General features: G+C 59.6%; 8 protein-coding genes. 2 read left to right on the forward strand and 6 right to left on the reverse strand.

Going from position 1 to position 20,350, the window contains the following annotated elements; genetic code table 11:
- Nucleotides 1-887, forward strand: an 887-nt coding sequence (gene ribA / locus KBY85_RS10600) for a GTP cyclohydrolase II (protein WP_254961470.1), incomplete at its 5' end; no start/stop codon positions are given.
- A gap of 87 nt (nucleotides 888-974) precedes the next feature.
- Here the strand turns inward: ribA and KBY85_RS10605 are convergent.
- Nucleotides 975-1,571 carry a hypothetical protein gene (locus tag KBY85_RS10605; RefSeq protein ID WP_254961471.1) on the reverse strand — a complete coding sequence of 199 codons (597 nt, stop codon included), beginning with the start codon at nucleotides 1,569-1,571 and terminating at the stop codon, nucleotides 975-977.
- Nucleotides 1,572-1,709: 138 nt separating this feature from the next.
- On the opposite strand from KBY85_RS10605, the gene KBY85_RS10610 reads away from it, so the two are divergent.
- The gene (locus KBY85_RS10610) at nucleotides 1,710-4,145 is read left to right on the forward strand and encodes a hypothetical protein (RefSeq protein WP_254961472.1); all 2,436 of its coding nucleotides are present in this window, start codon (nucleotides 1,710-1,712) and stop codon (nucleotides 4,143-4,145) included.
- Here KBY85_RS10610 and KBY85_RS10615 read toward each other — a convergent pair.
- From KBY85_RS10615 to KBY85_RS10635, 5 genes are read right to left on the reverse strand one after another with little or no spacing between them, the layout of a single operon-like run.
- On the reverse strand, nucleotides 4,117-5,472 hold the full coding sequence (locus KBY85_RS10615) for an HlyD family efflux transporter periplasmic adaptor subunit (protein WP_254961473.1): 1,356 nt from the start codon (nucleotides 5,470-5,472) through the stop codon (nucleotides 4,117-4,119). The two genes, KBY85_RS10610 and KBY85_RS10615, sit on opposite strands and share 29 nt — an antisense overlap.
- Before the next feature lie 12 nt (nucleotides 5,473-5,484).
- On the reverse strand, nucleotides 5,485-8,574 hold the full coding sequence (locus KBY85_RS10620) for an ABC transporter transmembrane domain-containing protein (RefSeq protein WP_254961474.1): 3,090 nt from the start codon (nucleotides 8,572-8,574) through the stop codon (nucleotides 5,485-5,487).
- 3 nt (nucleotides 8,575-8,577) lie between these two features.
- A complete protein-coding gene (locus KBY85_RS10625) occupies nucleotides 8,578-9,360 on the reverse strand; it encodes a peptidylprolyl isomerase (RefSeq protein ID WP_254961475.1) in 783 nt (260 codons plus the stop codon).
- Nucleotides 9,360-18,215, reverse strand: coding sequence for a hypothetical protein (locus KBY85_RS10630; RefSeq protein WP_254961476.1), 8,856 nt, complete (start codon nucleotides 18,213-18,215; stop codon nucleotides 9,360-9,362). The genes KBY85_RS10625 and KBY85_RS10630 overlap by 1 nt, the downstream gene beginning before the upstream one ends.
- Entirely contained in the window at nucleotides 18,215-20,317 is a 2,103-nt protein-coding gene (locus KBY85_RS10635) for a hypothetical protein (RefSeq protein WP_254961477.1), read from the reverse strand. The genes KBY85_RS10630 and KBY85_RS10635 overlap by 1 nt, the downstream gene beginning before the upstream one ends.
- Nucleotides 20,318-20,350 lie beyond the last annotated feature (33 nt).

Consider the following 20,350-nt stretch of genomic DNA (forward strand, 5'->3'; position numbering starts at 1 on the left):
AAGAGCCGGTGCTGGTGCGGGTGCACAGCGAGTGCCTCACCGGAGATGCCTTTGGTTCGTTGCGCTGCGACTGCCGGCCCCAGCTGGAGGCGGCCCTGCGCATGATCGAAGCCGCCGGCGTTGGGGTGGTGGTGTATCTGCGCCAGGAGGGCCGGGGCATTGGCCTGATCAACAAGCTCAAGGCCTACTCCCTGCAGGACACCGGCCTAGACACGGTGGAAGCCAACGAACGCCTTGGCTTTGCTGCCGACCTGCGCAACTACGGAGTTGGGGCTCAAATCCTCAGCGACCTGGGAATACAGCGCCTGCGCCTGATCACCAACAACCCGCGCAAGATCGCTGGCCTCGGTGGTTATGGCCTGCAGGTGGAAGACCGGGTGCCGCTGGTGATGGATGCCGGCAGCCACAACGCCGCTTACCTGCAAACCAAGCGGATCAAACTTGGCCACCTGATGGGTGATGGTCCCTCCTGCCCGATCGGCGGACCCACGGCAGTGCTGGCCTGGCACGGCCAGGCCTTGGCGAATGGCCAGCTTGAGCAGCTGCAACGCTGGGCCCTGAAGCAGGGGCTGCAGGTGGAGCGAGAGGAGCATCCAAGGCTGCTGGCCCTGCTCGACCAGCCCCAGCTTGCGGTGCTGCTGGGCTGCCCAGACGGCCGCCTGCTCAGCGCTGCCGACCTAGCTGCCAGCCTCCAACAGTTGATGCAGCAGGGAGAGAGCCAGCGCCTTTCGCTGCTGCTGGCCCCGGATGCCCAGCGCTTGACCCACCCCAGCGCAACGCTGGAGCCCGAGTTTCGCGATCTAAAGGACCTCAGTCCTGGCGAAAACGAGAGCTGCCCACTGCTGAGCGTGCAGCCTGGGGCGTTTGTTGTGTGGCGAGCAGCCTGAGCGAATTGCTCCCTTAGGGAATTAGTTAATCAGGTCCCGTCGGGCGGGGGATCCCTGGCAATCAGATCCCTGGCAATCGGATCCCGGTCAATCAGTGTGGAGTGTGGGGAAGGCTTTCAGATCCTGCAACTGACGATGGAGCAAATAGTGCTCACCGCAGATCTCAAGCAAGGAATCCAGGAGGGGGATATCACCGTTGATGTGGTGAAGCAGTAGTTGCCCATGATCAATCTCTTCAACCCTGTTTGGTTCCCCAGGAGTAGTAGAGATCAGGCTGGCAACCTCTCGCAGTATCTGATCGAGGGCCAGTTGAAACATGAACTCCGTATCCAGCCATCGCAGCGATTGATCTATATGTAACTGGCGATAATTTTCCAGCTCATAGCTTTCGAAACGGAAGTGGCGACTAATCGCAACCTCACAGCCTGGTACCAAGGCATAGGCGTGGGCCCATTGGCAAGGGTTGCTGTGACCCTGTGCCACGGTGAACAGGAGAACAGGGGCAAACCCAGCAGCAACATCACGACGATGGCAGCGATGAAGGTGGGAGACCCGTAATCGTTGGCGCGATGAACGCTCTATTTGCTTTTTGTCAGCGTTTTGTATTAGCCAAAAGGAAGCATCAGCCCCGATTGAGATCGCCTGTACGCATCTACGCAGATGCGCATGGGCACTGGCACGCATCGCTGCAGCTGCCCAGCGGATGCGCACTTCGAGACGGAGAATTAAGAAAATTAAATCACTTCCATCTCGTCGGGCCTGCAGGAATTCGCCGATGCGGCATCCCTCAAAAAGGATGGGCGCCGCATCTCACTCGAGGGCGTGCTTACTGGCAGCGCCTTGGGCGTGTTGCTGCTTTACCTAATGGAGGAAGGGCTGGCCAGCACGGGCCAGCCACCCCGGGGCGGACGGGTTGACGATCCGGGCCTGGACGATCCAGGCCGACTGCAGGCAAAGGCGGGCGCCATCAGCATTCGGCCTCTCGACAGCGTCGACGTCGACACCGAGATGCGCCGCGCCCAGGCCTCCGGAAGCCAATTCCAAACGCCACCGGCCGCTGGAATATCGGGTGCCGTCCAAGAGCCTGCGAAAGAGTTTCCCCAGCTACCGGGCCCAACCGCCGGCCAAGCCTTCGGCGGCAGTCGTAACGGTGGTAGCCCGCTGCCAGCGAGTGAATCGGGGGCCCTTCAACCCGGGGATGATGACTCCGTTCAGCCAGAACCGCCTAGTCCCCCGGGGCCGCTGCCGCCAACCCCAGCCAATCTCCTACCGCAGTTGGTCTTGGTGGTGGTGCGGACCATCAGCGGCTCCAGCAGCCGCACGGTGGAAGGCAAGGCCGTGTCTGAGCAGCAGGCCACCCAGGTGGGGATTGAAAACACCCTGCTCGATCTGCGCGCCGCCGCTGCCAAGCAGGGCCTGCGCCTCGATTCCGATCGCACCCTGCAGTCCTTCGCTTTTTCGGAGCTGGATGACGCCGATCTGAAGTTGGTGGCTGAGCACATTGGCTTGCTCAACACGACGGTGCTCAACGGCAATGGCAGCGATGCCCTGATCGTCAATGCCAGGGATCTACTCCAGCTGGGCTTGTTCACCCCCACCACGGCCACAGCAACGTTGAAATCGGAATTGACAGGGATGCAAGACAGCAGCATCCAGGGACTGCCGGGGGCGGATTATGTGGCTCTAGAAGGACTCACCAATCTCACCTTCACCGGCCTAGGTGGCAGTGATCAGGCCTATCTCAGCTTCGATCTATTAACTACGGCACTCAGGAATTCCGGCATTCTGCTGGGGGAAGGCAATGACACCATCACCATCAACAGCGGCTACCTCGTCGCCAATCAAACCGCTCTCACAGCCCAACAAGCAAGCGGCCTGAACTTTGACCTCGGTGATAGCCCTACCAGTGCTGGTGATGGCAGCAACTGGATGTTCAACCTCAATGCCCGGGCTGTTGGACTGGAGAACAGCTTGCTGGATCTCGGCGGTGGTAACGACCGGGTGTCGATCCTGACCACGATTGATGCCGATCTCCGCAACGACTTGGGGGTTCTGTATGACGACCCTTACACGCGCATCAACTTCGAGCGGGTGGGGCTGCTCGGTTCCGAGGTGCGGATGGGTAGTGGCGACGATGAACTGCGAGTTAACGGCGCTGTAATCGATTCAACCATCGATCTCGGCAGCGGATCCAACACCCTGTTGCTGGAAGGAGAGGTAAGCGGCAACTCCCGAATCTTGATGGGTGATGGCAACAACACGATCATCGTCAACGCTGGATTGGGCGGCAAGGTGATTGGCGGCAGTGGAGATGATCGCTTCAGCCTCAATACCCTCGCCGGGGAGCTGGACGGGGGCGCAGGCATCGACACCTTGACGGCGACGGCTACGGATCGGCGCGAGGTGCTTGTGGTTAGTGGGGGCGACAAGGGGAATCTCGATGGGCTTCGCTTTCAGAACATCGAATCTGTAGATCTCGGATCCGGCAACGACTTGGCGCTGCTGGACATTGATGGCAGCCTCACTGGCCAACTGCTTGGCGGAGCGGGTCTGGATCGACTGGAATACATCAACTGGACCCTGCCGGTGAACGTGGATCTAGATCGGGGCACCGCCACAGGCATCGGAGCTGGAAGCAGCGGGTCACTGCTGGGCTTCGAGCAGATTGTGGGAGGTCTGGCAAGTGACACCCTCAGCAGCTCGGGAGCCTTCTCTGGCATCGACGGCTCGGAAGGGGACGATCTGCTCTTCCTGCGCTGGAGCCCATGGCTGAGCGGTGCTGGCGAAGGGCTCCAGGTGAGCGGCGGTGTCGGACGCGACCTGATTATCTTCAGTGGTCTTGAGCAGCAGGCACCTGCGTTCTGGGATGGCCAGAGTGGACTGCCAGATCTGGTTGATCTAGATCTCAGCCCGATCGCAAATGGCAACGGCGGCTTCACAGACTCGATCGGCTGGCTGCGCAGTGAACCCATCGCTGGCGGGGGCAGCCAGGAGAGCTTCCTGCGGCTGACTCCTTCCGGTCTTGAAGGGGTTGGCGATGCCCGCCTGCTTCCGATCGCGCCCCTGGAGCAGCTGCTTGCCGGTATGGCTAGCGATACGCGCCAGCTGGCAATTGCCTCGGATGGCCAATTCGGCAGCCAGCTGCATCTGCTCGGCAGTCAGGGGATAGGCACAAGTCAGGTGATCGCGGGCCTGCCAAGTGCCCTAAGCACCGCAGGAGCAATCGGCCTTAACGAATCGAGCGGGTCGACTCCATAAAGCCGCCGATTCGATCGCTGATCAGCGAGATGACAGGTCTGGAACCCAACTGAATCAAGGCCGTCACGGCCATGCCGGCTCGCAGTTGATAACTGCGACCATTGCGAGATAGTTCATTGATATTGATTTTGACCTTCACCGGGAAGGTTTCCTGCGGATTCTGCCCATCGGGGGGCAGAGCATCGGCACCGATTCGGGTAATTGTTCCTTTCAGTGAGCCGTAGTCGGTGAAGGGGAAGGAAGTGACGCGAATATCCACAGGCATACCAGGCAATAGGAAGCCGATGTCTCGGTTGGAAACCGAGAGCTCTACATCGAGGTTGTCTTGTGGAACAATCTGCAAGGCAGGCCGAGCGGGGGTGAGAATCTCGCCCTGTTTGATACTTAGATTGAAGATCTTGCCGGCAACAGGTGCGATTATTCGTCCCAGTTTCAAGCGGTCATTGAGCTCATCAATGCTGGCCTGCACGGAGGAGAGCTGCAGCTTGGCGTTGTCATATTGGGAATAGAGTTGTTTAAATTCAGCAGCTGGGATCTGGCGCTGCTTTAGCTGGCTCTCGCGCACGCGGTAACGGGCTGATTCGAGTTCCTTTTCGGTGCGACTAATTGTTCCTTCGAGTTCGGCGATGCGCTGCTCTTGGCGATCCAATTCAAGACGAGCCATCGCACCCTCTTTGACCAGGCGCTTCATCCGGCCGGTGATGTTGGCCTCGACTGCCTGGCGGCGCCGCAGGGCCAGCAGATCCGAAGCCTGCTGCTCCAGATTTATCTGGCTGCGTTTGAGTTCCTCACCAGCAGCCTGCAAACGCAGCTGCACATCCTGTTTTTCAATCCTGAGCTCACGGCTGGCCGCCGGCGTGCTGGGTGGCGGTCCCGGCAATCCCAACCTCAGGGCCAGCAGATTGACCTGGGTTTGCCAGATCGAGAGCTGGTTGCCTAGATGGACGCGCTGATTCCACACCGCCTGCTCGCGCAGCGCGATCAAAAGCTGGCCCTTCTTCACATCTTGGCCCTCCTTCACAAGCACCTGCAGCACGGGAGCATTGAACGGAGCGGTGATAGAGGTGACACCCCCAATTGGCCGCAGCTTGCCGTTGGCGTTTATGGAGGTCTCGATACGGGCAATCAGGCCATAGATGACAGAAAAACTGGTGAGACCGATCAGGCTCCAGACAATGCCCCGGCTCCAACCACGGGTGCTGCGGGGCAGGGTGGTGCGACGCTGACGAAAGCCACGCGGGCGTTGTTCAGCGGCAGCTTCCGCATCAGGGGGTGCGGGCGGGACGGGCGCCAGCAGGGCATCTGGAGTGGGAGGAGGGGATGGCACGGGCGAAGGGTCTCAGGTGCCGACGGCGTAATTGATTGGTAGGCCCACCTTGGCGATGGGGGGAGTGCCGCTGGAGGAGGAAGAGGAGGAGGAGCGGCCCTGCTGACGAAAGAGAACGTAGTAAGGTCCCCGGGATGCCATCAGCTCCTGATGGGAACCGACCTCAAGCACGGCACCATTACCCATGCAGACAATCAGATCGGCATTAACAATCGAGGAGAGGCGATGGGTGATGAACAGCACGGTGCAACCGCGGAGTGCTTGCATCAGGTTGTCACTCACCACACGCTCAGTTTTGTAATCGAGGGCGGATGTGGCCTCATCCATGATCAGCATCCGCGGCTTCTGCAGGATGGTGCGAGCGATGGCAATGCGCTGGCGCTGGCCACCGGAGAGGCCACTGCCACGCTCGCCCACCTGGGTGGAATAGCCGGCCGGCAAGCCCATGATGAAATCGTGGGCGGCAGCAATTGTGGCAGCTTCAATGATCTCATCGCTGGTGGCTTCCGGGTTGGTGAGGGTAATATTTTCCTCCACCGATCCATCAAATAGCACCGTATCTTGGGGAACGATGCCGATCTGGCGCCTTAGGGAATAGAGCTCCACCTTGGCGATGTCGATACCATCCACCAGCACGGTGCCACCCTCTGGGTTGTAAAGGCGAGCCACCAATTTAGTGAGGGTGCTTTTACCCGAGCCGCTCGTACCCACCACAGCCACAAACTTGCCCTGGGGAATGGTTAGGGATACATCCCTAAGCAGCAACGGCGAGGAGGGCTTGTAGCGGAATTGAATATTCTGGAAGATGATCTCTCCATTGATTGGCGGCATGATGATGCGGCTGGAGTTATCCTCAGGCGCCTCCTGCGGGTGGTCAATTACATCACTGAGACGCTCCAAAGAAAGGGCGGTTTCCTGCACGGTCTGCCAGATGGAGGTCATCCTCAGCAGTGGACCGGTGACATAACCGGCGATGATCCGGAAGGCGATCAGTTCACCGAGGCTGAGTTCTCCATTAAGCACCAGGGCTGCTCCACCCCAGATCACCAGCAGACTCGATAACTTATTAAGGAAGGCACTAAAGGTGTTAGCAGTGGTGCTGAGCAGGGTGTTGTCGAAACCCTCGGCCACAAAATCCGTATAGAGATCTTGCCACTTCCAGCGACTGCGCAATTCGATGTTCTGGGCCTTAACAGTCATCATGCTGCTCAGCACCTCTACAAGATGGCTCTGGGTGCGGGCGTTGGCTATAGCGCGGCTTTGCAACTGATTGCGCACCAGGGGCGATACCGTGAGGGTGAGCGCAACCAGCACTGGAATGACTGCCAGGGTGAGCAGAGTGAGCTGCCAGCTGTAGATCACCATTACAATTATATATAGCAGCGCAAATACAGCATCAAGGATGGTAGTGAGAGCGGTGCCGGTAAGGAAGGAGCGGATCTTCTCAAGTTCACTAATCCGGTTGCTGACCTCACCCACTGGACGGCGGTCGAAATAGGTGAGCGGTAAGCGCAGTAGATGGTCAATAATCTGCGTACCAAGGGCAAGGTCAATGCGATTGGTTGTGTCCGCAAACAAAAAGGTGCGTAGGCACAGCAGCAGACCCTCGAAAATGGCAAACACCACCAGCAGGGTGCCGAGCACTCCAAGGGCGTTGGGGCTGTTGTTGATGATCACCTTGTCGATCACCTGCTGAATCAGCAGGGGGTTAACAAGACCGAAAAGCTGCACGAAGAAGCTAGCTAGCAAGACTTCCAGCAACACGGTGCGGTGCTGCTGCAAAGCCGGCAGGAACCAGCGGAAACCAAACTTGCGCTGCGGCGTGAGGGCGTTAACACGCAGGGTGAGAACCTCACCCTCCTCGCCCCATTGCTCCTTGAACTGATCAAGGCTGAGTTCTTGATTAGCAACGGCTGGAATGCCGAGCAAAACACTGCTAGCTGAGGCGCGATATATCACCGCCATGCCGTTACCCCAACGCACCATCAAGGGAGCATCGAGCCTGGAGATTGTTTCGGCGCGGATCTCCAGCAACTGGGTCTGTAGACCGATGGATTCGGCCACGGCCCCGGCCAGTGCCAGTGAGGCCTCGCTGTGGCGCTTCACCTGATCGGTGAAGACACGACGCAGCAGCTCCCGGCGAAAGGGCAGCCCGAGGTGATCGCTGAGCATGCGGAAAGCCGAAATCGGCGACTCCAACGGACCGACACCGCGATGCCAGGGATAGGAGTCGGGATCGCGCTTGTTGTCGTCGAGGGGTTCCTCGGACTCGCTTAAAAGCAAGTCGGGAGCGGCATCGATAGCACCCTCCTCCAGCTTTTGCCGCTGCTCCTCCCAGCGTTCCAGCAGCAGGCTTTCCCAGCCCGGTGGCGGAGACACTGATACCGCTGCCTCTGCGTCGGGGGGCGGCGGATCGAGCAGGCGCTCTAGCTCCAGTCGATTGATGCCGAGCACCCGCAATAAGGGCTCCGCCTCAGCTGCAACCTTGCTGGGCAAGGCCGTGCCCAGCGGCAGGCCGCCCGCCGCTACCAGCCAGAGACGGTCAGCCGGAAAAGACGTCTGTTCCAGCTGCTCCAGCGTCAGACTGACGGCCCTTGTGGTGTCTGCGAGCTTGACTGCCGCCTCGACTACCTCATGGGAGAGGGCCCGCGGGTACTCCCGCAGGTAGGCATCGAGCACCGCGAATAGCTCGGCTGGATTGACACTGCCAGCGATGCGCTGCGCCAGGGCTGGGTACTGGGCCATCTCCTGCCGCAGGGCGGCATGGGGCAAGGCCAGCACAACCAGCTCGGTGGAAGCCAGCAGGGTCTCCCAATTGCGCCCGGCACTAAGGGCGGTCCAGCCCATCACCGCACCCGCTTCGAAGCGCTGCAGCGTCGCCACTCCTTTGCTCAGCCGCGAAGCCATCACTACCGAACGGGCACTTCCCTGCAGCAGGAAAAACATCTGCTGGGGCGCCTGGGCGATGCGAATGATCGGCTGACCGAGCGAAAAGCGCAGCAACTGGCCCTGGGAGGCGAGCCGTTCGAGTTGTTCGGGCGGCTGATCCGCAAGAAAAGGGAAGGAACTCAGCAGTTCGAGGAGCTGTCCGGTATCCGCCATGGCTCAGCTCCCCTGGGCTGGCGCCAGGGTTAGCAGGGCGGGATAGAGGCTCTGCAGGCTCTGGTCGAGGGTGGCATCAACATCCTTTTGAAAGAGCTCGTTGTAGAGCTGCAGGCGGGTGGCATCGCTGAGGTTGGCTGGCTGCCTGTGCTCCATCTGTACCAACAACACCCAGTTGTCGACCCGAAAGGGCGGATGCACCTCACCCATGGTGAGCTTGTCGAGAACGGCCCGGATAGTGGGGTGGGGTTGACTGATCAACATCGGGCCCACCAAGCCGCGAGTGAAGCGCTCCTCGCCGAGGGAGTGGCTGCGTGCCAAGGTGCCGAAATCGGCGCCATCATCGATAAGACGCAGGTAAAGCTCCTCGGCCGCACCCTGATTGCGCAATCTGATCATCGCGTACACCACCTGCTCCAGATCAGCACGGCGCTCGAGGAAATAGGGCTCTAGGCGTTCGAGGTAGTGATTTTCGATCCATTTCTGCAGCCGGATCTGATCCCAGCGATCGCGCAGCGGCCCCTGCATCAGCTCGGGCTGAGTGGCAATCCAATCACCCTGCAGGCTGGCGGCGGCCGGGCCTGGCATACCCTCCCAAAGCCGCGACAACACCACAGACTCCTCTTCAGCAGTGAAGCTGACGGAGTCCCGCAGGCGCTGCACAAGAAGCTCCTTGGCCCGTTGGCGCAAAATGCCGCTGGAGAGCAAGAGTTCGGCGAGCGGTTGACTTGCCAGACGCTCCATGGCCTCGCCGAGATCGGCGGCGAGGTGGGGGTGAGGAAGCATTAGGCGCTGGCATCACCGGCAACGGACTGGGAGCGGCTGTCTAGTTGGGAGATCGCGCGGGCATTCAAGTTGCCATCACCAGCAATGGTGATCGTGGCGTTGCCGATGCCGAGGCTGGTGTTGTTGAGGGAGGTAGAGGCGTTGCCGTTGACCGTGACGCTCTGGGCGAAGCTGCTCTGCTGGGCAATGGCGGCGATGCGGCCGTCTTCGGCGAAGGAAATCGGCAGGGCGGCGACTGTGGAACTGAATACACCTGTGCTGGAGGTGCTGCCCTCGCTGGTGGCATCGAGCTCCACACTGCGGGCCGACAAATTAGCCCTGCCCACGGCGGTGGCATCGACACTGCTGAGGCCAGCACCGGCGGTGAGGGCCATGTTCTCGATACCAGTGATCGAGGCACGGCCAGTGCCGGGCACATCGGCGAGGGTGACCGAGGCGATGCCGTTGGTGGCGATGGCACTCAAAGCTTGGTCGGCGCTGGCCGTACCGCTGATGTCGCCCTGGCTCTTGCCGGCCTGGAGCGAGGAGAAACCTGCGGGGACGGTGGCGTCGTAGGTGCCCAAGATGCCGACGGCAGCGGCAGCGGCCTGGGCCGTGGCGTCGCCCTCAGCACTGCTGAGGGCACTGATGAGGAGTGGTGCGGCCAGGGAGCCGATGCTGGCGGCGGCGCTGATGTCGCCCTGCTGGCCAATGGTGGCGGTGATGCCATTGCTGAGGGCCTCCAAGCCGGTGGCCTTCAGCGCGGCCAGGGCATCGCTATCACCGAGCACGGTGCTGGCGGTGCTGCGGCCGCTCAGGCTGGCGGTGCTCTGCACGTCGCCAGCACCGCCGATGGTGATGTCGTTGGCGGCGTTGCTGGCGCTCAGGCCCCGGGCGGTGATCGTGAGATCGGCGAGCGCGTTGTCGAGCAGGACGTTGGTGCCGGTGGTGGCGGCATCGGCCACGGCGGCAATGCTGGCCTCGGCATTGACGCTGCCAGCGCTGCCGGCGCTGATCGCCGTATCACTGAGGCCTTCAGCCACCAAGCCGGCGCTGGCCGTGGCGTCATTGGCGGTGTTGCGGGCGACGGCATTGAGCACGCCGCTGGCCACGGCGGAGATGGCGTTCTGCGCCCCGGCGATCAGGCCGCGCAGGCCGCCGTTGCCACTGATGCCGCTCACCTGGGCGAGGTTGAGGTTGTCGCTGTTGTTGAGGGTGCGATCAGTCTCGCGGCTACCGGCGAAGGCATTGGCGGCAGAGGGCAGGGTGAGGCTGACGCCTGAAGCGCTGGCGGTGAGGGGGGCGACGGCATAGGTGCCGCCCGGTGCCGTTGGGAGCGTGAGCAACTGGAAGCGATCCGCATCCACCAGCTGATCGGCCTGACCGAGGCTGTCGGCGGAAAGATCAATTACTGGTCCACCAGGAGAGGCCGAAAGAGTGAAGGTGGTGCCGGACACACTCTTGACGTAATAAGTAGTGCCTAAGGCCAAGCCGTAACGGCTCTCGCTGCTGTTCGGGGCGGTGGTGCTGTTGAGGCGGAAGCGAACGGCGTCGTTCAGGGCATAGGAAATGCCGGTGGGCATTGTCAGCGTATTGGCGGTGGCATCCACCGCTCCGAAGCCGAGCAGCTTCACCGCGTAATCGGTATTGGCAAGCAAACCGGCGGCGGCGGTGGGCAATTGCACCAGCTGGCCGGCGGCCAGGTACTGGGGACCAACAAAACTCGGTGTGCTGGTGGTGGTGTTGAGGTTGAGATCAAAGGTGGCGAGGATGTTGCCCGACGCCGAAGTCCAGAGCGAACCCAGCGTCTCGGCACCTGAGACCGTGCTGGCGCTGGCGTTGAGGGTCGTGGCCCCCTTGGCTTGCACGGCCAGATCAGCGCCCGCCGTCTGGGTGCCATCAGCCAGGCCGGTGACCACCGAGTAGCTGGTGTTGGTGGGCAGCACATTGGTGACACCGGCCGTGGTGACACCGGCGCCGGCACCGGCGCCACTGCGGGCCTCGGCGCTGCCGGCGGTGCTGCTGGCGCTGCCGGAGAGGGTGAGATCGGCGTTGGCGCTGAGGCTGAGATCGTCGCCGGCGGTGCTGGCGCTGCTCTTGGAACCGAAGACCTGAATGTTGGCTTCCGTCAGAGCCGCACCCTCGGTGCTGGCGGCTTTGAGCGTGGCCGTATCGGTGGCGTTGAAGTTAAGGCTAGCGCCACTGCCGGCCAGGGAAACGGTGTCAACGAGGGCCTGAACGGTGCTCACCTCAGAGGCCAGGTTGAGGCCATCCATGCCGCCGAGACGGAATACACCTGCAGTGGCATCACCAGCCACGCTGCTGGCCGTGGCCGTGATGGCATCGGAGGCCGTGGCCCGCAGGCTGAGGGCGTCGCCGGCTTGAACACCACCCAGGCCGGCGCCTGTGCGGTTGAGATCAACACCGGTGACGGTGCTGATCCCGTCGGCTGTGGCGACGGCAGGGCGGTAGGCCTGCAGGGTGCCGGCAGCTACGACATCTATAGGATCACCGTTCGGCTCTGAACTGAGCTGGAACTCACCGGTGATCGGGATGACATTGGCGACGTAGTAGTCACGATCAGCCTGCACACTGCCGTTCGAGATAGTGAAGCGAACCCGATCGCCATTGATCAGGGGGAAGTCGGCGCCAATCTGGGTTGTGGTGAAGCGGTCGGTGGCGGCCGTGCCGTTGTTGACGAGCGTGAAAGTGCCGAGCGATTCGGTGCCGACGGTCTGGGCCGTGACGCGATTGCTGCTGCTGGCAGTGGCTTGCAGGCTGAGATCGGAGCCGGCCTGAACGCTGTCGGTCGCGGTGTCTGTGAGGTTGGCGTCGTCAATGCCGTAGGTGCGGTTGGCAAGAGCGGCGAGAGCCAGGCCAGCGACATTGCTAGCGCCCACCGTCTGGGCTGCGGTGCCGCTGATGTTGAGGCTGAGGGCATCACCGGCACTGAGGCTGGAGTCGCGGCTGCCGGCAGCCTCGACGGTGCCGCTGGCGTTGACGACAAAATTCAGCGCTTCGGCCGTTGTATCAGCCTTGACGTTGCCGGTGAGGCTCAAGGTGATGTCGTCGCCAGCCGTGAAGCTGCTGCGATCGGTGCCGAGGCCATAGGCAGCGAGCACCGAATCGGCGCGATCGTCGACGGTGCGGGAGACGGCACTGGCTTCCTGGGACGCTGTCGTGGAGCCTGAAGTAGTGCCGCCACTGGTGATAGTGATGGCATCACTGCCTTTGACGCCACTGGCCTGAACGAACGCGGAAACAATGTCTGCCGCGGAAAGGGCCGTGGCTGTGGAAGTGGTCAGCGCCGAAGCCGACAGGTTTACATCGTCGCCGCTGCTAATCGTGCTGCTGCGGACGCCGTAGGCGGAGTTGAAGGTGGTGGCCGCCGGATCTCCCTGGAGAGCGTTGAAGACACCGGGGGTAATGACAGCTACGCCACCAGTTTCAAAATTGTTAGCAGTGAAATCTGCTTGACTGCTGCTGAAGGTTTTGCCGCTGGCACTATCGAGATAGGTTTGAACATCGGCCACATAAAGGCCACTGGAATTGAGCTTGGCAAACTGGCCAAAGGTGAGATTCAGCGTGATGCTGTCGGTGCCGGTATTGCCGTCGTAGTTGACCTTGACGCCCTTGGTGGTTGCGGCAGTACCAACACTGTCGTTACCAGCGCCGAGATCCACGTTGCCGATGTTCTTGAAAGCGACGCCGCCGAACTGATAGGTATCAGCACTGGAGGTGCCGTTGATCGTGTCGTAAGTAGTGAAACTTCCGATGACAACAGGATCACCACCATCCAGGAGGTCAATCCCCTGGGAGCCAGGATCCCATTTTCCAGTGGGAGCAGTGATCGATGACACATCGGTGCCATTGCCCTGGAGGGCAAAGATGTTGATTCCATTCGGATCAACATTGAACGTATCCTCGGCAAGATCACTGCTGGTAATTTCAACAGTATTGATACCCGCGCCAGCCACGACATAGTCGGCACCGTCGCCAGGCGTGATGTAATCGTCGCCCGTACCGCCATAAATGGTGTCATTGCCAGACCCACCAGCAATGCGGTCATCACCGGCATTACCAACTAGCAGGTTGGCATCGGCATTGCCAACGATGGCATCATCGGCTGCTCCGCCGATGACCACTTCAAAACCAAAGACTCCGTTGGCGCCGCCTTGACTGGAGGCTTCAGACACCATCACATTGGTGGCTGAATAGGCATTGGTGATCGTGATCTCACCGACCGTTGTATCGATGACGCCATTGCCATCAAAGTCAAAGGAGAAAGCCTTGTCGCTGAGGTTGACAAGCACCGGGCTAGTAGCACCAAAGCTGGAGTAGTCGAGGGTATCGAAGCTGCCACCCCTGGCGGCGATGCTGCCAGTGCTGACATCAGCCAAATCGATGCGGAGAATATCGCTTTGCTCGCTGAGCACCAAATTCTGGATATCGGTATAGCTCTGTGTCCAGTCCTTGCTGACCTGATTGGTGGGCGCAGTGATCAGCTGCTGGTTGACAGGAGAATTATAGGTATTAGTGAAGGTGCTGAGACTGAGGGTGAAATCGGCATCACCAAGAACTGTGCCCGTATCGGTGCCAACCAGGCTGATATCAAGCCCTTCAATACGAGCGGTACTGATTGCAGTGGCTGAGTAGGTGAGAGTGTCAATCGAGTCATCAGAGGCCGTGCCGAAGCTGCCGCCAGTGATTTTGTCATCCCCAAATGAAGCAATAATCGTATCGGCACCAATACCTCCCTCAATAATGTCGGCGCCATCGGTGATATTGCTACCAACACCATCTCCACCATCAATGGTGTCATTACCAGCAAGGCCCTTGATCGTATCCGCGCCGTCAAAGCCGCGAAGCACGTTGGCTTGGGTGGTTTGATCGTCGCCCGTGATGGTGTCGTTGAATCTAGATCCATCAACGTTTTCGAAACTGCTGTCTGTGGTGGTGGAAACAATCGAACCATCACCATTAATAAGGCCACCAGCTAGGCCACCAAAGACGCCGGTAGCTTTGTTCTGGCTGAGATCAACAACAGCTCCGCTGGAAACTTGGTAGGAGGAGTAATCGAGAAGATCAATGCCGGTATCTGTTTTGATTCCGCCAGAATAAACACCATTCGTATAGCTAGAGCCTTCAATGCCACCTCCGTCAGCTCGGCCAGCAATCAGACCCGGTGCACCACTGGTTCCTTGGAAGCTGAGTGTGTCAGCACCAGAGCGTAATTGGAGGTTCTCGATTGAGCTGAAGTCGAGATTGTCAATCGTGCCGGCGTTAGCACCCGTTAGGACGACGAAGGATTCACTAGTATTGTCATAGATGGTGTCACCAGTTACGCTATCTGACGTGGGGTTATTATAATCACTGCCTACAATTGCCTCGAAACCTGTGACATTACCGGTGATGTAACTGGCCTTGGCGCCAGTAGCTGTGCCCACAGCATCCGTACTAATGCCATCGAGGGCAACCGTGATCGGACCAGTGTTGCCGATATAGCTGAGTGTGTCGCCTGTGCCAACACCAAAGGCCACATCACCCTTGATGGTGGTGGCACTGTTGATGCCAGTTGACAGAGTGAGGGTATCGTTGGCAGCTCCAAGGTCGACATTGCCGACAATATTAGAGCCGGAGGCCAGCGTTAGGGAATCATTGCCATCTTGGCCATCAGCGCTGCTGCCTAGGGTGACATTACCGGTGATGGTGGAGGCGCTACTGAGCGAGACTGCATCTGCACCATTGCCGGTGAGCACATTTCCGGTGATGCTTGAGGCATCCAGCGTCAGGGTGTCACCGCCATCGAAGATGTCGCTGTTGGTGCCAAGCGTGACGTTGCCGGTGATCGTCGAGCCGGTGAGCACACTCACCGCATCAGCGCCGCTGCCGGTGCTCACATTGCCGGTGATGCTTGAGGCATCCAGCGTCAGGGTGTCGCTGCCATCGGCTGGGAAATCGGCACCAAGGGTCACCTTGCCGGTGATCTTGGCGCCAAGGGTGAGGGATATCGAATCAGCAGCCGTCCAGGTAAAAACGTCGCCAAGAATGTCACCACCGTTGGATATCAGCGTGTCAATGCCGCTGCCGCCGAGGTAGAAGCCGATCGAGGATTCGGTGTTGTCGATCGTGAGGGCGTTGGTGCCAGAACCAAGGCTCGCCAGAGTGGTGACCGTGCCGCCGTTGATCGTGATCGTGTCATTACCACCAGCAGCGGTGACCGCGCCGATGGCGCCGGCACCACTGACCATCGTCAGGGTATTGCTAGCGCCATCACCGAGGTTGAGGGTGCCACTCAGGGCACCACCTGTGGACACGGTGACGCCATCAATACCGGTGGAGAGAGTGAGATTCTCGATGGCACTGAAGGCCATGCCATCGATCGTGCCACTGTTGGCACCACTGATCACAATCGTGCTGTCGCCCGTGCTATCGGTGATCGTGTCGCCGCTGTTGCTGCCGCCGATCAGGTTTTCGAAACCAGCGCTCGTGCCACTGATCGCTGTTGAACCAACTGCCGTGCTACCAGCACTGCTTGTAATACCAGTGAGCGTTACGAAAACGGCGTCGCTGTAGCCGGCATAGCTGAGGGTGTCACCTGTACCGCCAGCCAGATCGAGATTGCCGCCAATCGCTGAATCCGTGCTACTGATCAGCACCGTATCATTGCCAGCACCGAGATTAACCGACTCAACACCACTGAAGGCGAAGCCATCGATCGTGCCGGCATTCGCTCCGGTAACGATCAGGGCTTCGGCGACGCTGGTTGAGGTGATGCTGTCTGCAGTGCCTGAACCACCCATAATCGCTTCTAGGCCAGTGAAGCTATCGGTGCCATTGTTGACAACACTGCCGCTAGCAATTCCAGAGCTGATGCTGCTTAGGGTGATCGCCTGGGCACCACTGTCGGCGCTGTAGCTCAAGGTGTCGGAACCGGTGCCGGCATTGAAGGTGAGGCCGGCGGTGCCATAAAGCAGATTGAGCGTATCGGCACCCGTATCGCCGGTAACGGTGGCGATACCAGCGGCTTCAGCTTCAGTGCCCAAACTGATGGAGTTAGTGCCGACTGCCAGTTGCAGAGTCTCAACGCTGGAAACGCTAGTGAAGGCGGCATCTACCACCCCTGAGGCAGCGGCCGAGAAGATCAGGGTGTCGGTATTATCTCCAACATCGATTTGATCGACGCTGCCAAGCGCCGAAGGATCAATAGTGACGCTGTCTGCACCAGCCAGGCTGGTGAAGTTGGTGGTGGCGGTGATGCCAGAGGCATTAAAGCTATCGGCACCAGCGGTGCCTATCGCTGCCACCGTGCCCGTGCCACTGATCGTGTAGCCACTCACCTGATCCTGCCGCACGGTGAGCGTGGCACCGTTGACGGTAGTTGTGGTATCACCACCAAATTGCAAGGTCAGGCTTGAGCCAATATCACTCAGATTGGTATTGGCAGTGATCGTGTCGGTGGTGATATTGAGGGTCGCCGTACCACCCAGCCGTGAGCCGAGGGTGTCCGCATCTGCAGCGGTGGCGGTATTGGTCCCCACCAGGGTGACGGAATCGGCCGTCGCCAGTTTTGTGGCATCGAGGACAGCGCCAGTGATGGTGGTGACGTTGAGGGTGCCGGTACTGGTGAGACCACTGAGATCCTGGTTCGTATAGTCGCTGACGTTGAGTATCTGGTTGTTTAGATTAATCCTGGCGCCGCTGGTACCAATACCATCGATAGCAGCCGCTGCTCCAGTTGCTGTTGCTCCCAGGACCACACTGGTCGCATCGGCCAGTTTGGATTCATCGAGAACTGCACCAGTCGTGGTATTAACCACAATCGAGCCACTGCCTTGGTTACTCAGGCCGCTGAGATCGGTGTTCACATAATTGTTGATCGTCAGCGTCGAGCCGTTGTTGACAGTTGTCTTGGCAGCCAGTGACGCTTCATCGGTGGTACTGGCATCGATGGTGGCAATGCCTGCACCGATGGTGATACCATCAGCGGTTGACAACTTGGCACTGTCAAGGACAGCTGTGTCGGCAGTGACCACATTAAGTGTCTGGGTGCTGACGTTAGTAAGAGTCTGATTTATGTAGGAGTTAGCGGTTACTGTTCCGGATACATTCGCCAAAGCAGCGGCGGAGATGGCGGCAACGCTGGCAGCCGTATCTGTTAAAGCAGCGATTGAAATTGTGGATATATCCCCATTAGCTTGGTCAGCCTTCAAAGCTGTGGCTTGAGCCACGGTGGCGGCATCCGTAACAGTAAGACTGCTAATTGTGTCGTTGCCAGTCGTGTTAAAAGTGAGCGCCTCTGCCTGGGCTGCAGTCATACTTGCAGCGGCAATCGTGGAAGAGCCAGTGTTGGCTGCGCCAAGAATTATGGTTGATTCTGATGAAGTAGCTGTACCAGTGGCGGTGATATTCACCGCTTCATTCAGCGCAGTATCGCCTGCACCAGCGACTGCCGTTGCCGTATCGCTGATGCTATAGGTAACTGCCTTGGTAAAGCCACCAATATTTGTTGCCTGGGCTGCAGTGGCGGTGGTACTGGCAGTGACAGTGGTGGCGAGATGAAGTACGGCATCGCTACTAGCAGCAAGATTTGCGGCAGTATCACTGATACTGGAAAGACTCAGCGTTGCGGCAATTGTGCCTTCGAGACTATTCGCCTGGGAGACCGTAACAGGATCACTGATCGAAACTATGCCTGCACCGGTGATCGAGTAACCAGAAGCTTGTGTAGCAGTAAGAGTAAAGGTACCAGCAGTAACTTCGACACCGCCAGCAAGTGAGGCGATTGCGTTAGCAGAATTATTTGATGCATTCGCTGAACTGGTGCCAGTTGCATCGCCTTGGGCGGCTATTCCGTTGTAATAGAAGATCGCCATCAGCCCACCCCTCCCTGGGCCGTAGGCGCTTCACCTAACCCATTGCCGGTGGTGGAGCCGAAGGCGAAGTTGCTCTTGGTGAGTGAACCACCGGCTACATTCACCGTGCCGAGGCTGATGGCGCCCTGGCTCCAATTGCCGTCAGCGTCAAACATTAGTTGTCGGGTGTCGGTGGCATAGCCGATGGAAGGTGAACCCATGCCAAGGCGTTGGATGTCGGCGAGGGTGCCAACAACAACTCCAACGCGATTGGTGCCGTCGGCGCTGGCCTCCTGCACGGTGAGATTGCCGGTGGAGTTGACACCGAAGATGGCACCCTTCTGGAGCCAAAGCTCTTCGGTGATGCTGGCCAGGGAATTGCTGATCTCGAGCACATCGCCGCCGTTGCCGGCTTGGAAGTTGCGGATCGTATCGAGCTGGCCGAGCAGCTGGGTGCCAGCGGAGTTGAGCAGTTGGCCCGTATCCCAGAGGGTCTCCTTCTGGGTTTGGGAGAGGGAAGCCCAGAGGGGCTGATCGGCCAAATCTTCACCCAGATAGGAATTAGAAGATGCCAACAGGGCAGCACCACCTTCAGAGAGCACGAAGCGATCAACGCCCGTACCGCCGGTGGTGATGTCCTGGCCGTAGCCGCCATCGAGCACCGAACCATCGCCGCTGCCCACCTGCAGGTTGTCGTTGCCGATGCCGCCCCAGAGCACATTGTTTAGCGAGGGGCCGCCACTGCCCTCGGCACCACCGATGCGCAGTAGGTCATTGCCGATGCCGCCCCAAAGTGAACTGCCTTTGGCGCGATCAAGATCGATCGAATCGTTGCCGATCTCGGCGTTGAAATGGCTGCCGTTGCTGGAGCCAGCGATCAAATCATTGCCAATGCCGGTGTTGGCGTAGGAGTTGCGAATGCCATCGAAGCCGCCGATGCTGCCGTCTTGGGCAGAACGATCAAGAAACACCTCTTCCTCTAATAGGCCATTGCCGTCGGCGTCGAGGTCGGTCTCCACTTCATTGAGGATCTTGCCGAAGATGACGTCGTTGCCCAAACCGGTGTACATACCGGTGGCATCGATACCGGCGGTGTCGGCATCGATGGCGGCGGCTAGGGAGAGCTGCGGTGCAGCGATGCCACCAAAACCGCGGACAACGTCGTTGCCCTGGTTGGTGAATACAAAGCTGTTGCTTATACCGATACCCTTGAGCTGCTCGAGCTGGAGGGCATCAGAGCCGTCACCATCAACACTGGCCACACCCTTACCAGTGATTGTGGTGTTGAGCGTCGGGGCGCCGTAAATAAGCGACCCATCTATACCGACGGCATTGCCATTAAGCGTGACGCTATCGCTGGCTGCATTCAACAGACGGGGCAGCGCTAGCCGAGCGGCAGCATCACCTGTGATTGTGGCTGTGCCATCGCCGTTACCAAAGGGAACAGCCTTGATCTCATAGCTGTCGATGCCTTTGGCATCAGCTGAAGCGTTGCCTTGGATGGTGCCACTGCCACCACCAGTAAGTTCGGCAGTCGCTGCGACCACCGCATTGGGCTGGCCATAAAAGCGGAAGGCGGGCGCGATGTTTGAAGCGCTGCCTTCAAGACCACGCACGACGGCAGTGGCATTAAGCGTGTTGGTAGGCGTGCTGCCAGCAAGGGGGCCAAGCACCGAACCCGAACCTGCCGTAGCTGAGGCGGTGAACGGGTTGGCGCTGCTGCCGATCAGCAGCGCACCGCCGTAGCGATCGAGATAGCTGAGGTTGGCCAGGCCGATGTTGGTGGCCAGCGCATCAGCACTGATGTCACCGCGACCACTGGCGAAGGCACTAGCGACGGCATTGCCGTCGATTTGACCACCACCGGAGGCGATCGAAAGATTTTTGCTATTAAAGAAGGACTCGTCAACGAGACCTTCGTAGTAGCGGGAATAGCCAGTGCCGATACCGCGGGCGGTGGCACTGGCAGCGGTGAGCTCGCTGCCCTCGATGGTGCGCGCCGTGGCGCTGGCATCAGGGCTGCTAATCAGGCGTAAAAAACTGCCCGCCAGCAGGTCGCTATCCGGCTGAAAGCGCAGGGCTACCGAGCGGGAGGCGGCTGTGACGGGCAGATATTCAGGCATGAAAACGAAACGACCTCAAGGAAGCGGATAGAT

The organism is Cyanobium sp. BA5m-10 (genome assembly GCF_024346255.1).
In the GTDB taxonomy this organism is placed as follows: domain Bacteria; phylum Cyanobacteriota; class Cyanobacteriia; order PCC-6307; family Cyanobiaceae; genus Cyanobium_A; species Cyanobium_A usitatum.

Bases quoted from the DNA above. Each gene is read 5' to 3' on its own strand.
- KBY85_RS10605 (WP_254961471.1), bottom strand. From the start codon at position 1,571: ATGCGTGCCAGTGCCCATGCGCATCTGCGTAGATGCGTACAGGCGATC.
- KBY85_RS10620 (WP_254961474.1), bottom strand. From the start codon at position 8,574: ATGGCGGATACCGGACAGCTCCTCGAACTGCTGAGTTCCTTCCCTTTT.
- KBY85_RS10625 (WP_254961475.1), bottom strand. From the start codon at position 9,360: ATGCTTCCTCACCCCCACCTCGCCGCCGATCTCGGCGAGGCCATGGAG.
- KBY85_RS10630 (WP_254961476.1), bottom strand. From the start codon at position 18,215: ATGGCGATCTTCTATTACAACGGAATAGCCGCCCAAGGCGATGCAACT.
- KBY85_RS10635 (WP_254961477.1), bottom strand. From the start codon at position 20,317: ATGCCTGAATATCTGCCCGTCACAGCCGCCTCCCGCTCGGTAGCCCTG.